This is a genomic window from Winogradskyella helgolandensis (assembly GCF_013404085.1).
In the GTDB taxonomy this organism is placed as follows: domain Bacteria; phylum Bacteroidota; class Bacteroidia; order Flavobacteriales; family Flavobacteriaceae; genus Winogradskyella; species Winogradskyella helgolandensis.
The window spans coordinates 897564-911253 of sequence record NZ_JABFHO010000001.1 but is presented as its reverse complement, the minus strand read 5'-3'; the positions used below and the strand labels follow the sequence as shown (position 1 = coordinate 911253).

The 13690-nt window shown below is 33.7% G+C and carries 14 protein-coding genes; 2 read left to right on the top strand and 12 right to left on the bottom strand.

Annotated features, from left to right (window positions below; all coding sequences use genetic code 11):
- Positions 1–3: 3 nt before the first annotated feature.
- Complete coding sequence (gene dprA / locus HM992_RS03720) at positions 4–1107, bottom strand: DNA-processing protein DprA (RefSeq protein WP_179318756.1); 1104 nt, start codon at positions 1105–1107, stop codon at positions 4–6.
- A gap of 262 nt (positions 1108–1369) precedes the next feature.
- Between dprA and HM992_RS03715 the strand changes: the two genes are divergently transcribed.
- Complete coding sequence (locus HM992_RS03715) at positions 1370–2308, top strand: HU domain-containing protein (protein WP_178986349.1); 939 nt, start codon at positions 1370–1372, stop codon at positions 2306–2308.
- A gap of 240 nt (positions 2309–2548) precedes the next feature.
- Entirely contained in the window at positions 2549–3058 is a 510-nt protein-coding gene (locus HM992_RS03710) for an acyl-CoA thioesterase (protein ID WP_178986350.1), read from the top strand.
- A gap of 9 nt (positions 3059–3067) precedes the next feature.
- On the opposite strand, the gene HM992_RS03705 is transcribed toward HM992_RS03710, so the two are convergent.
- From HM992_RS03705 to atpA, 11 genes are all read right to left on the bottom strand, one after another.
- Positions 3068–4291 carry a murein hydrolase activator EnvC family protein gene (locus tag HM992_RS03705; protein ID WP_178986351.1) on the bottom strand — a complete coding sequence of 408 codons (1224 nt, stop codon included), beginning with the start codon at positions 4289–4291 and terminating at the stop codon, positions 3068–3070.
- A complete protein-coding gene (locus tag HM992_RS03700) occupies positions 4291–5085 on the bottom strand; it encodes a DUF4292 domain-containing protein (protein ID WP_179318755.1) in 795 nt (264 codons plus the stop codon). The genes HM992_RS03705 and HM992_RS03700 overlap by 1 nt, the downstream gene beginning before the upstream one ends.
- 3 nt (positions 5086–5088) lie before the next feature.
- Positions 5089–6450, bottom strand: coding sequence for a tetratricopeptide repeat protein (locus HM992_RS03695; RefSeq protein WP_317167541.1), 1362 nt, complete (start codon positions 6448–6450; stop codon positions 5089–5091).
- Positions 6443–6757 (bottom strand): antibiotic biosynthesis monooxygenase family protein, encoded by a 315-nt coding sequence (locus HM992_RS03690; RefSeq protein ID WP_179318754.1) that lies wholly within the window; start codon positions 6755–6757, stop codon positions 6443–6445. The genes HM992_RS03695 and HM992_RS03690 overlap by 8 nt, the downstream gene beginning before the upstream one ends.
- Before the next feature lie 41 nt (positions 6758–6798).
- On the bottom strand, positions 6799–7818 hold the full coding sequence (locus HM992_RS03685; RefSeq protein ID WP_179318753.1) for a sugar phosphate nucleotidyltransferase: 1020 nt from the start codon (positions 7816–7818) through the stop codon (positions 6799–6801).
- Between the two features lie 67 nt (positions 7819–7885).
- Positions 7886–8203, bottom strand: coding sequence for a GIY-YIG nuclease family protein (locus HM992_RS03680; RefSeq protein ID WP_179318752.1), 318 nt, complete (start codon positions 8201–8203; stop codon positions 7886–7888).
- Between the two features lie 39 nt (positions 8204–8242).
- Positions 8243–8677, bottom strand: a complete 435-nt coding sequence (gene dut, locus HM992_RS03675) for a dUTP diphosphatase (RefSeq protein WP_178986356.1) — start codon at positions 8675–8677, stop codon at positions 8243–8245.
- Positions 8678–8730: 53 nt separating this feature from the next.
- Positions 8731–10188: an oligosaccharide flippase family protein gene (locus HM992_RS03670; protein WP_179318751.1), complete on the bottom strand. Its 1458-nt coding sequence runs from the start codon at positions 10186–10188 to the stop codon at positions 8731–8733.
- 126 nt (positions 10189–10314) lie between these two features.
- Positions 10315–10851 carry a hypothetical protein gene (locus HM992_RS03665; RefSeq protein WP_179318750.1) on the bottom strand — a complete coding sequence of 179 codons (537 nt, stop codon included), beginning with the start codon at positions 10849–10851 and terminating at the stop codon, positions 10315–10317.
- A 278-nt stretch (positions 10852–11129) separates the two neighbouring features.
- On the bottom strand, positions 11130–11990 hold the full coding sequence (gene atpG / locus HM992_RS03660; protein WP_179318749.1) for an ATP synthase F1 subunit gamma: 861 nt from the start codon (positions 11988–11990) through the stop codon (positions 11130–11132).
- 112 nt (positions 11991–12102) lie between these two features.
- On the bottom strand, positions 12103–13683 hold the full coding sequence (atpA, locus tag HM992_RS03655) for a F0F1 ATP synthase subunit alpha (RefSeq protein WP_178986360.1): 1581 nt from the start codon (positions 13681–13683) through the stop codon (positions 12103–12105).
- Positions 13684–13690: the final 7 nt, after the last annotated feature.

Sequence of the window (13690 nt, the reverse complement as noted above, 5' to 3'; positions counted from 1 at the left end):
TGACTAAATCACTTCAAACAACTTACCAGGCAAAGGTCTCACCACACCTTTCAACTCCATATTCAATAATAGTCCGGCTAATTTATAAGTAGGCATTTCGCAACGTAAAGCAATAACATCTAACATTGTTTTATTATTCTCCTTTAGAAAATTATAAATGATTTTTTCATCGGGTTCTAATTCTACAAACAGTTGTTGCTGAATCGCTAGCTTTTTATTGGATTTCAATTCCCAATTCAACATATAAGGCACATCTAACGGATTGGATAATAAATGGGCTTTTTGAAATTTTATTAAATTATTACACCCTATACTTTGACTATCTGTGGTTCTTCCTGGCACAGCAAACACTTCTCTATTATAAGAATTGGCAATATCTGCTGTAACTAAACTCCCTCCTTTTTCGGCAGATTCTATAACGATTGTTGCTTCGCTTAAACCTGCAATTATTCGGTTACGTTTTAAAAAATTATTGCGATCAAAATTATCTGTACTCCAAAAGTCAGAATAAAAGCCACCATGGTTTTCAATTTCAGCCACGTACTTTTTATGCACTTTTGGATAAATCTGATTAAGACCATGAGCCAAACAACCAATGGTTTGCAAATTGTGCTTTACCGCAGCCCTTTGCGCTGTAATATCTGTTCCGTAAGCAAAACCGGAAACTATAATTGGGTTAAACGGCGACAAGGCTTCCACTAATTTTTCACAAAAGGCAATACCACTTGTGGTAATTTTACGCGCCCCAACAATACTTATAATACGCTGTTGCTTCAAATTAATATTCCCAGATTGAAATAATATAATCGGGCCATCTATACAATGTTTTAAGCGCTCCGGATAGGTGTCTTCAGTAAAATAATGGGCAATGATGTTGTTGTCTTTAATAAATTTTAATTCTTGTTCGGCTTCTTCTAAATGAATTTTATCAAAAAGACCTTGAATTGTAAAAGCTCCAATACCATCAATTTTTAAAATCTTGGATTTCTTTTCTTTTAAAACGGCTTCAGCAGATCCACAATGATTAATGAGTTTCTTGGCTGTTGTCGCTCCAATTTTTGGAACATGCTGCAAGGCTAAAGCATAAATAAGTTGTTGATCTGTCATTGAACACTAAGTACTTAAGAAAATTTTCAACTGTTTACGAATATAATTATTTAATTCTGAATGATTTTTAAATCATCTTAAATAGAACCTGTGATGAATCCCATTGGATAAATTTTATTTAAAAAAATAATACTATTCTTAAAAAAAAATACGTTCTGAATTCAAAGAAAATCAAAGAGATAGACAACTATTTATTTTGATGTTAATAAATAAACGATACTTCACTTCTTTCAGAAACAAAAATTTTTAACTTTGCCTTCATATGCAGTTAGAGACTTACATTAGCGACCTTTTATACCGTTACGATTGTGTTACTGTTCCAGAATTTGGAGCTTTTTTGACACGACGTGTTTCGGCAAAAATTCATGAAACCACACATACGTTTTATCCTCCCAAAAAGGCCTTGTCTTTTAACGAGCAATTACAACAAAATGATGGGCTACTAGCTAATTACATTGCTGAGGTTGAAAAAATACCTTATGCAACAGCTTTAGGTCAAATTTCTAAGCAGATAAAGTCCATTAAATCCTATATGGTTGAAGGGGAGACTATTCAATTTAAAAATATTGGTGAATTGGCTTTAAATGCTGATGGGAAGATTCAATTTGATCCGTCTAGCCATATCAACTATTTAACTGATGCTTTTGGTTTATCTCATTTTTCATCTTCGGACATTACGCGTGAAGTTTATAAAGAAACCGTTGAAATCATCGAAGAGACTGCACCTATTACCTTAACACCTGAAAAACGTTCTAACCGCAACTGGTTAAAATATGCCGCTGCAGCTGTTGTTTTATTAGGTTTAGGTGGCTTTGGAGCTGCAACCTATTACAACAATACCATTGAAAATCACAACCAATTAGCACAAGAGCAAGCCAATGAGCAGCTCGATGCTAAAGTACAAGAAGCTACTTTTATTATCAGTAACCCATTACCTGCTGCAACATTATCTGTAGAAAAACAAAGTGGCAATTACCATATTGTTGCTGGTGCTTTTAGAGTAGAAGCTAATTCTGAGAAGAAAGTCAACCAACTTAGAGATCAAGGTTTTAAAGCACGTCAAATTGGTGCCAACCGTTATGGATTGCATGAAGTGGTTTATGGCAGTTTTGAAACTAGAGCTGAAGCACAAAATGAACTTTTTAAAATTCGTCGTGAGCATAACCGTGATGCATGGTTGTTGATTAAGAAGCTTAAATAGACTTTCAAAATCCGAGTTTCACCAATGCTTACGTTTAGCTTAACGTCAATTATTACACAGAGATTTAAGGAGTTGACGCGAAGATTCAGAGAGAAATAATTACACAAACTTTATTTAGAAATTTTAATAGTTTGATCTATCATTATTTTTCGTCGAGCCTTTTTTTGGTTTCACTTTTACTAGTAATCATACTCCTCTATACTAAAATCGCTCTATCTTTACACAAATTTTAAAATTCTTATGCTATCTAGAACCGCATTTCAGTCTAAAACCATTAGTACCGATTTGGTATTACCAAGCGAAACTAATCCACTCAACAACTTATTTGGTGGTGAACTATTAGCGCGTATGGACAGAGCAGCTAGTATTTCCGCAAGACGACACTCAAGACGTATTGTGGTAACGGCGACCGTAAATCACGTCGCATTTAACAGAGCTGTTCCTTTAGGAAGTGTGGTAATGATTGAGGCTAAAGTATCAAGAGCTTTTTCGTCTTCTATGGAAGTGTATATGGATGTTTGGATCGAAGACAGAGAGTCTGGTGAGCGTGTTAAGGCCAATGAAGCTATTTACACTTTTGTTGCTGTAGATGAAATTGGACGACCTGTAAGAGTCCCTGAATTGGTGCCTGAAACAGAATTAGAAAAACAACGTTTTGATGCTGCTTTGCGTCGTAAGCAATTGAGTTTGGTATTGGCCGGCAAAATGAAACCTGCAGATGCCACTGAGTTAAAGGCGCTTTTTGAGTAGTGCTTTAATTTACTGTCTGGCTAACCAAGATTCTGGATTCAATTTTAGATTGTTTTTATAGATTCTAAAATCTAGAAGGGTTTCTCCTGTGATTTTATTACTAAAAACCTCACCTATAACCTGACCTGTTGTAATTTTATCTCCTTTTTTTACGTAAAGTTTTCCAAGGTTATGGTAAATCGTTAAATAATCACCATGTCTTATTAAGATCGTTGGATTTCCTCTTTTCATAACATGAATCGAAGATACTACTCCATTAAAAACTGCTTTAACGTCTGCATTTTGCTCTGTTGCTATTTTTACACCCGAATGATTAACTTCAACTGAGCTATCCGTTAAGGAACGCGTTTTACCAAATTTTCCCTTAATAACACCTCTAGCTACTGGCCAACCTAATTTTCCTTTGTTTGCTGCAAAACTAGACGCGAGTTTTTTTGCTTCAGGAGTTAAAACAAATTTTCCTGTTGATGATTTTGTACCAACTTCTTTATTCGATGCCGCAATCGCTTCTGCAATTAAACGGTCTATCTCCTTATCTAATTGATCGGCTTCCTGCTTCTTCTGTTTAATCTGAGACGCAAATTTTCCCATATCAGACTTAATAGAAGCCATTAAAACTTCACGTTGTTTTAGTTCACCTTCTAATTCGCGCTTAGCAATTCTATTCTCCTCAACCAGCTTCTGCTTATCTTCCTTTTGTTTGGACAGTTGAATATTTAGCTCCTGTAACTCTTTCGTTTTAAGTTTTATGGCTTCACCTTGTTCTTTCTGATAATCTCTATATTGTCTTATGTATTGAAGGCGTTTATAAGCTTGTTGAAAATTACTCGAAGACAGTAAGAACATCACTTTACTTTGTTCTGACTTACTTTTATATGATTTTACAACCATAGCAGCATAATCATCTTTTAATTCTTGTAGTTGTGTTCTAAGGCTCGTTATTTCCTTCTGATTCGCGTTAATTTCTCTTGTCAGTAAGTTGGCTTGTTCGTTAGTAATTCTGATTAAATTTTTTCTAACGTTCACTTTATAATTAATGTCTTCAATAAGTGTAATAGCTGACTTCTCCTCTTTCTTTTTGGTAAATAATAAGGCATTAATTTGCTTAATCTCTCTTAACTTTTGCTGACGCTGTGCCTCTAACTCTTTTTGTCTATCGCTTTGAGCAAAAAGTGAAAAACTGGACATTAAAAGCCCAATCACTAAAATTATATAAAACCGATTTTTAGTCATTATTTGATTTCAATTTCTTTATAACCTGAAGGAATATTAAACGGAAAACGCACTTCATCATTCAAAGATACCGATTTAAATTCCATGGTGATAGCAACTTCGCTAGTATCTTCAACTGCAATTATCCTTATATTTTCTGGAACAATTTGCTTATCAACTTCTTGATAAGACGAATAATCTACCTGAAGCATTCTTTTTTCCAATGCTTGTTGCATTTGTAGGCTGTCCATCTTAAAGTGCGACGGATTAATCAGATAAAATAACTCTATCAATGCATTTTGATCTTTTGGGCTTACAGCATAAGAATTATTATTAACAGAAACCTGATAAGGCTCGTCGTTAAGGTCGTAAATAGCCTGACCTAAAAGGATGTTTTGGACTTTCATGAAATCTAGGTCTATACCTACCACATCACTTAATAACTTGTAGTCTCCGTCAAAATATTCGTTATCTAATTTATTATAAAACTTTACTTTATCTGGTGTAATCATCATACGTGCCATGCCTAAAATGGATTCACTTAACCAAATCACCTTATCCTTTTCCATTCTAAGTGTAAAACCAGCACCTTGCGAATTGTTATTTTGAGTAATATCTATTTTCACCCTCGCCTTTAAGGTTTTAAAGTCAATATCATTCTTAGTGTGCTGCTTTATCACTTGCTTTGCCGAAAGTTTATCGCTTGCCACTCCTGATGCTATAACACTTTTGGTAGAGCCACAACTAAATGCCAATGTTATTAAAATGACACATAGGGTAAGTTTATAATTTTTATATACTTGAGGTAACTTCATTATCTATTGGGCTTTTAAAGCTTTTGCCTTTTTAGCAAACGCTTCAGATTTACTAATATTATTTAAGGCTTTGTAGGCAATGCTTAATTCGGAATAAAAATCAGCCTCCATATTAGGATTGTCTATTAGAAAATCTAATCCCATTTCTAAACTATCGATAGCTTTCTTCGGTGCGTTCAAATTATTATTAGCCACAGCATTTACCAAATATAAAATAGGTTGCGCAGGATATAATTCTAAAGCACGTTCACTGTCCGTTATAACAGAATTATAGTCCTTTATATCTAATTGAAGTAATAAGACATCTTTTATTAATTTAAAGTCGTTAGGACTTTGTTTTAAAGCTTCTTTAAAATTTGATAAGGCCTTTGCTTTATCACCTGCTTTTAAATAATAGTGCCCTAAATCGCTATGTGTTTGTGCATCTTTATTACCGTCTATAAGCGACGTTATATCAATTAGATCCGTTTCGTAGTCAGGATTTTTAGCTACAAAAGCCACAAAATCTTTAAGAACTTTGGCTTTAGCATCTGCATTGATTTCTGGACTGGTCAACACTGTTTTTACAGAATTGATGGCGTCATCCACCTTTTCATCTTGAAGATAAAACTTATACAAGGCTAAATGCACAAATTTAGAATCTGGCTTTGCTTTTAATAAATTTTGGGCAGCTTTATAAGCGTTTTTATGATCGCCAGTCTGACTGTATCTATAAATGAGCTTTAAGTGATTATCTTCATTACTAGGATTGTTAGCAATACGTTGTTCTAAGTTTTCTATGCGATCATCCGCATTACCTGTGATACTGTAAATATCATTTCGCATGGCATCTCTAGATTCACTCAATCCATATTCGGCATCTAACTCATCTAATAAATCTAAAGCGAGCTTATACTTTTCTTCTCTAACGTAAAGCGCTGCTAAATCTTCTTTATAATCGGGATGATATTTTACTAGTTGCTTAATGGTTTTTAAAGCATTCTTAATATCGTCTTGCTGAAAATACACATCGTAAAGCTCATCTAAAAACCAAACATTATCAGGCTGCATGCTAATGGCTTTTTTTAGATTCTCTTCTGCTGCTCCAAAGTTTTTGAGTTTATTATAGTTTTTACCCAACTCAAAAAAGATGACTGGCTTTTTACTATCGAGATTCAAACATTTTTGAAGGGCTTCAACAGCACGATCATAATTTTCGATGCCTTTTTGCTTTAAGGCTTCAAAAAAATGCTCCTGAAATTCGTCTTCCACATTGCCTAAATCATCATCTGGTCGTTTGTTAAAATCGACTTGGGCGTAGGTCGTCTGTGGAACGATTATCATTCCGAAGAGAAAAACCAATATCAAGATAAATTTCTTATTCACTTTGTTGTTGCTTTAACAAGTCTTCAATCATTTCAAACTTTTCTAACACTTCAAATTTCTCATAAGAGGCCTTCATTATATTTCTGAAATAGTTAGCTTCTTCTGGTAAATTGTTCCCAGCATTATCAAACGTATTTTTATCAGGCCATTGTGCATATGCAAAGAAGTTTAGGGCATCCTTTTTATGTAATCTAGACCCTAAACTTCCTTCGTATTTGTAAATCAATGTTGTTAACCCTTTCCAAGCTTCAATAAAGTTGTCTTCTTGGTTGGGTTTTACTGTAATTGTGTACAATACGATATACATGATTGCTTCATTTGAATAGCGAGATTATTCTATTTCAATAATTATTCCATAATGGTGTAATCACCAATACTAATCTTAGTAAACTCACCATTATACTTTACGTGATTACCAATCATAGCTTCGTCTAAATTAGCGTTTTTAATAGTGGTTTGGTTTTGTATTAAGCTATTTTTAACGGTCGTATTTTCTATTACACAATTTTTACCTATGGACACATAAGGTCCAATCGTTGTGTTTTTCAAAACCGTTCCTTTTCCAATATAACACGGCTCAATGATTTTTGAATTTTCTAAAACGACAGAATCATCAATTAATTGCTCCTCATTATCTGCCTTTAAAAACCCTAACATTTTAGCGTTGGTTTCTAGAGTAACAGCTTTGTTTCCACAGTCCATCCACTCGTCAACAGTTCCTGTTTTGAAGATTTTTCCGTCTGCCATCATGCGTTTAATACCATCATTAATTTGGTATTCTCCACCATTCATCACATTTTCATCTAAAACCTCTTGTAATTTATCTTTTAAATCCGCTACATCTTTAAAGTAATAGATACCTATTACAGCTTGATCACTTACAAAGGTTTCTGGTTTTTCTACTAATTCAACGATGTTTTTGTCATCATCTAATTTTACAACTCCGTAGGCTTCAGGATTTGCAACACACTTTGTCCAAATGACACTATCTGCTGTTGGATCTAAATCGAATTCAGCTCTAATCAATGTATCTGCATAAGCAATCACAGCAGGACCAGATAACGAAGGCTTAGCACTCATAATAGCATGACCAGTTCCTAATGGCTGATCTTGTCTGTAAATGGATGCTTTTGCACCTAAACCTTCAGCAAGTTCCGTTAAACTATCTACCACATCATCTCCAAAAAATGCTGGATCACCAAGAACAAAAGCAATTTCTTCAATAGGTTGCTTTAAAACTTTAGCGATATCCTTAACTAAACGATGTACTATCGGTTGACCTGCAACAGGAATTAATGGTTTTGGTACGGTTAAACTATGTGGTCTGAGGCGAGATCCTCGGCCTGCCATTGGTACTATTATTTTCATAACATATGCCTGCGAAAGCAGGTATCTTTTTAATATTAAACTTAATTCCTGAAAAACAGGACTCTATCTATTTATCTCTAATTTTATTAAAATTCAAATTCCAGTTGGTACTTAAATCAGACCAACTTGGATTCATTTCTTCTATTAATTCAACTTTCCAAACTCTTTTCCATTTTTTAAAGTTTTTTTCACGCTTTTCAGCTTCTTTTCCATTTTCAAAATCTTCAAAATAAACTAACTTATCGCAATTATACTTTGCAGTAAATGATTTAGGATAAACTTTTAACTTATGTTCTTTTACTCTTTCTTCAATATTATCTGTTACTCCTATATAAATTACTCCATTTGGCTTGTTTGCCATTATATAGACATACCAATATTTCATGCTATTTTATTCTGAGATTCCCGCGTTCGCGAGAATTGGTCATCCAACTCCCGTGCTTCCAAAACCGCCTTCTCCTCTATCGGTATCAGATAATTCTATAGAATCTAACCATTCTGCACGTTCATGTTTGGCGATGACTAGTTGTGCAATACGTTCGCCATTATTAATTGTAAAATCTTCGTTTGAAAGATTAACTAAAATTACACCTATCTCTCCTCTATAATCGGCATCTATTGTTCCTGGCGCATTTAAAACGGTTATACCTTGTTTTGCAGCTAACCCACTTCTTGGCCTTACTTGTGCTTCAATACCAACCGGTAATTCTATATATAAGCCAGTACCAACAATACTGCGTTCTAAAGGTTTTAAAATTCTAGATTCCGATAAGTTAGCGCGTAAATCCATACCAGCAGATGCGATAGTTTCGTAATGTGGTAAAGCGTGACTCGATTTATTTATTATTTTGATCTTCATTAATTTCTTCTATTTGTTCTAGCCTTCCGATTATACTCAAAGAGACAAAACGATTAGCGTTTCAATACTTGTTTTAATTCCTTCTTTTCAAGAAGAATAACTAATCCCAAAAATACAATTAACATCGCAATTCCGATCATATAATTTTCTCGATAGTTATAGAAAAATATAAAGGAAAACAACGTTGAAACCACTAGATATAAACCTATTTTCTTCAAATTATAAGGAATCGGATAGTATTTTCTTCCGTAATAAAAGGACAACACCATCATTAGTAAATAGGCTGAAAGTGTTGCTATAGCTGAACCCTTAAAACCAATTACAGGAATTAATATATAATTTAATGCTAGTGTTACTATGGCTCCAGCGATTGAAATATAAGCACCATACTTAGTACGGTCCGTTATTTTATACCAAACTGAAAGGTTGTGATAAATACCCAAACAGAAATTGGCTAGCAAAATAAAAGGTACAATCCACATGGCTTCATAATAGGCTTCGCTTAAAATGATATAGGATTTTAAAAGATCTGCAAAAACTATGACTACTAAAAGAATAACTGAGCCTAAGGCTACAAAATATTCTAAGATCTTAGCATAATTCTTTTGTGGGTTTTCGGTTTTAGAATGGCTAAAAAAGTAAGGTTCTATTCCCAAACGAAAAGCTGTCGCAAACAAGGTCATGAATAACGCGAGTTTATAACATGCTGAGTACATACCTATTTGTTTTTCGGCTACAGCAGGATCTAATAAGTAATCTAGTAGAATACGATCAAAAGTTTCGTTTACAGAATATGCAACACCTGCAATAAGAACTGGCAGCGCGTATCGCATCATCTTTTTCCATAATATAGAATCAAATGTGAATTTAATTTTGGTATAAAATGGCAATAAAAGTAATAATGTTAATCCACTTGCAATTAAGTTAGAAATAAAGATGTAACTGATTTCAAAATCTGGTTTATAAATTTGATCTAAAACCGAATTACCTTCTGCTAAATCTTTTAAATACAGCAATAAGAATACATTCAATCCTAAATTAACCGCGACGTTTAATATCTTAAGGATTGCGTAACGCATGGGTCTAGCAGTTGCCCGTAACCAAGCAAATGGAATGATAACTAATGCATCTAACAGTAAAATGACAAATACTAAATTGAGATACTGAAGTTCTATATTGATGAGTGTTGAAATCTGATTTCTAAATAAAAAAGCAATTCCTAGTAACGCAAACGAGCTAAGTATTAATGAAATGGCAGACGTACTTGTTACTTTGTCTTGATTGTCTTCTTTATTGAAAAACCTAAAAAATGCGGTTTCCATTCCATACGCTAAAACAACATTAAACAATACAAAATATGCAAAAATGAATGATACACGACCATATTCTTCAACAGAAAGCACTGCTGGATCCGTATAAAGTGGCACTAAAATAAAACTCAACATTCTAGGTAGCACGGTAGCTAAGCCATAAATAAATGTTTGTTTGAAAAGTGATTTGAATCCGCTCAATATTGCTTAAATTATAGGCATACAAAAGTATTAAATATTAATTAACCATCGTCTTGGTTGAAATAAAGAAATAAAAAAGCCTTACTAGTACAGCAAGGCTAAATATATAATGTTGTTTTTTGATAATTAATTATCTACCTCTTGATCCTCAACGGACACAAGATCTGTTGCATTTTCCTTTACATAAATCGGTGGTGGTCCATTTTCATAGTATGTTCCTGCAAATTCTGTAATATCCGTGATTTTAAAATATTTTGTATGACCATTTTCAATATAACTTACAACACATTCATTATCCTTTAGCTTAAACGGATAATCCTCCTTAGCCTCAGACTTTTTAAAAGTATAATGTGGTGAATCATTTTTAAGTTGTGCTGAGTAGGTACCATTAATTTTAATGAGGTCAGCTGTCAGATTTCTAAAATAAATTTCGGTGATTTCAACATTTTGTGCGACATCAGTGATAGGAAGGAATATGTTTATTCCTGTTCCACCAACTTTGATTCCTGCGTACCATTCTTGAAAAGAAGCAGAATTGACTTCAAACGGAGCTTGTTTTTGGAATGTAGTTGAAGTCTTATTATTTTGGGCAGTACAAAGATTAGTTGCACCACAAATAACAGTAAAAACAATGGCGTAAGCCGACTTTTTTAATAGTTTCATTTTACAGTAGGTTAAGGTTTGGGACTGCAATATATAAAAATATCTAAATAAGACACTTTAAAACACAAATAAATCAGTTAACAAGCGGTAAACAGAAAGAAAAAACTTACAAAATAGTGGTTTAAAACTGATTTACACCGGTTTATCATCTGATTAAAATATAAAATCAATAAACGGTCAAAAAAAAAATTGAATTATAAAGGCACAAAAAAAACCTAACTCGTTAAAGTTAGGTCTTGGTATTTTGTGTAAAAGATCCCTGCTTTCGTGAGAACTTATTAGTTATTTAAAGCTTCTGCACCACCAACAATCTCAAGGATTTCGTTAGTAATTGCTGCTTGTCTAGCTTTATTATAAGTTAATTTAAGCTGATCTCTTAATTCTGTCGCATTATCTGTTGCCTTATGCATTGCTGTCATACGTGCACCATGTTCTGAAGCGAAAGAATCTCTAATACCTTTATATAATTGTGTCTTTAATGACTTCGGTATTAACTCTTCAACTATTTCTACTTTAGAAGGTTCAAAAACGTAATCTAAAGTTACATTATCGTCACTTTCTATAGGCACGATTGGTAAGAACTGCTCAGTCATTATAACTTGTGTTGCAGCATTCTTAAAGTGATTGTAAACAATCTCAATCTTATCAAATTCACCAGAAACGAATTTCTCCATTAGCATTTCTGCTATTTCAGCAACATTTTCAAAAGTTAAATCGTCATAAATATCACTTTCGTTCGCAATGACTCTATTTTGTTTCGCAAATGCATCATTAGCTTTTTTACCAATAGCAATAACAGAGACGTTTTTAGTAGCGTAAACGTTATTGATTAGGTTATTTGTTTGCTTAATAATGTTAGAGTTAAACGCACCACATAAACCTCTGTTAGAAGTCACTGAAACTATAAGTACATTTTTAACTTCGCGTTGCTCAGCATACTTACTTCCAGAATCTGCATCCAAAGTTGCACTTAAACTCTGAAGCAATTCCGTTAACTTATTAGAATAAGGACGCATTGCTGTAATAGCATCTTGAGCCTTTTTTAACTTAGCAGCAGATACCATTTTCATGGCACTAGTAATCTGCATCGTTGAAGACACTGATGATATTCTGTTTCTAATTTCCTTTAAATTCGCCATTCTTTATATGATAAAGACTCTTTGCCTAAGCGCTGAGTGACATTAGCTTAATAATTTAAATTTAGAGTTATGAGTAAGCTAAATTTTAACTCATAACTCTAAACTTATAACTTTATGATTTATATTTTCCTGAAAGATCTTTTGCTACACTTGTTAATGTATCAATAACCTCATCAGTTAATTTACCAGCTTTAAGTAAATCTAAAGTATCTCTATGCTTTGCATTTAAGAACTCTATGAAATCTCTTTCAAATTCTTTTACTTTCTCAACAGGAACATCTTTTAACAAGTTCTTAGAACCAGCATAAATGATTGCTACCTGATCTTCTACTTTAAAAGGATCGTTTTGCGCTTGTTTTAAGATTTCAACATTACGCTTACCTTTATTAATTACGTTTAAAGTAACAGCATCTAAATCTGAACCAAACTTAGCAAACGCTTCTAATTCACGGTACTGAGCTTGATCTAATTTTAAAGTACCAGATACTTTCTTCATAGATTTAATCTGAGCATTACCACCAACACGAGATACAGAAATACCTACGTTAATTGCCGGACGAACACCAGAGTTAAATAAATCACCATCTAAGAAAATCTGACCATCAGTAATAGAGATTACGTTGGTTGGGATATATGCTGAAACGTCACCTGCTTGAGTTTCAATAATTGGTAAAGCTGTTAATGAACCACCACCTTTAACTAAAGGTTTTAAAACATCTGGAAGGTCATTCATTTCTTTAGCAATAGCATCATTATTAATGATTTTTGCAGAACGCTCTAATAATCTTGAGTGTAAATAAAATACATCACCAGGATATGCCTCACGTCCTGGAGGACGTCTTAATAATAAAGATACCTCACGGTAAGCAACGGCTTGTTTTGATAAATCATCAAATACAATTAAAGCTGGTCTACCAGTATCTCTAAAATACTCACCAATAGATGCTCCTGTAAACGGTGCATAAACTTGCATTGCAGCAGGATCAGATGCATTTGCAGCTACTATAGTTGTGTATGCTAAAGCACCTTTTTCTTCTAATGTCTTAGCAATTAAAGCTACAGTAGAAGCCTTTTGGCCAATAGCAACATATATACAATATACAGGCTCACCTGCATCGTAAAATTCTTTTTGATTTAAGATAGCATCAATACAAACTGCTGTTTTACCAGTTTGTCTGTCACCAATTACTAACTCACGTTGTCCTCTACCAACTGGAATCATCGCATCAATTGCTTTAATACCTGTTTGTAATGGCTCTGTTACTGGCTCTCTATAGATAACACCTGGCGCTTTACGCTCTAAAGGCATTTCGTAAGTTGTTCCAGCGATTGGTCCTTTACCGTCAATTGGGTTACCTAAAGTATCTACCACACGTCCAACAATACCTTCACCTACTTTTACAGATGCGATACGGTCAGTACGTTTTACTGTAGAACCTTCTTTAATTCCTACTGAAGTTCCTAAAAGTACAATACCTACGTTATCTTCTTCAAGGTTAAGTACAATACCTTCTGCACCACCATCGAATTCAACTAATTCGCCATATTGCACATTAGCTAATCCGTAAGCACGTACAATACCATCACCGACAGTTAATACCGTTCCTACTTCATCTAATGAAGCACCTGCTTCAAAACCTGAAAGTTGTTGTTTTAAGATTGCTGATATTTCAGCTGGATTTACTTCTGCCATCTTATTT

Excerpts from the sequence above, each read along its gene's own strand:
- dprA (WP_179318756.1), bottom strand. The coding sequence starts at position 1,107 with ATGACAGATCAACAACTTATTTATGCTTTAGCCTTGCAGCATGTTCCA.
- HM992_RS03715 (WP_178986349.1), top strand. The coding sequence starts at position 1,370 with ATGCAGTTAGAGACTTACATTAGCGACCTTTTATACCGTTACGATTGT.
- HM992_RS03710 (WP_178986350.1), top strand. The coding sequence starts at position 2,549 with ATGCTATCTAGAACCGCATTTCAGTCTAAAACCATTAGTACCGATTTG.
- HM992_RS03705 (WP_178986351.1), bottom strand. The coding sequence starts at position 4,291 with ATGACTAAAAATCGGTTTTATATAATTTTAGTGATTGGGCTTTTAATG.
- HM992_RS03700 (WP_179318755.1), bottom strand. The coding sequence starts at position 5,085 with ATGAAGTTACCTCAAGTATATAAAAATTATAAACTTACCCTATGTGTC.
- HM992_RS03690 (WP_179318754.1), bottom strand. The coding sequence starts at position 6,757 with ATGTATATCGTATTGTACACAATTACAGTAAAACCCAACCAAGAAGAC.
- HM992_RS03685 (WP_179318753.1), bottom strand. The coding sequence starts at position 7,818 with ATGAAAATAATAGTACCAATGGCAGGCCGAGGATCTCGCCTCAGACCA.
- HM992_RS03680 (WP_179318752.1), bottom strand. The coding sequence starts at position 8,203 with ATGAAATATTGGTATGTCTATATAATGGCAAACAAGCCAAATGGAGTA.
- dut (WP_178986356.1), bottom strand. The coding sequence starts at position 8,677 with ATGAAGATCAAAATAATAAATAAATCGAGTCACGCTTTACCACATTAC.
- HM992_RS03665 (WP_179318750.1), bottom strand. The coding sequence starts at position 10,851 with ATGAAACTATTAAAAAAGTCGGCTTACGCCATTGTTTTTACTGTTATT.
- atpG (WP_179318749.1), bottom strand. The coding sequence starts at position 11,990 with ATGGCGAATTTAAAGGAAATTAGAAACAGAATATCATCAGTGTCTTCA.
- atpA (WP_178986360.1), bottom strand. The coding sequence starts at position 13,683 with ATGGCAGAAGTAAATCCAGCTGAAATATCAGCAATCTTAAAACAACAA.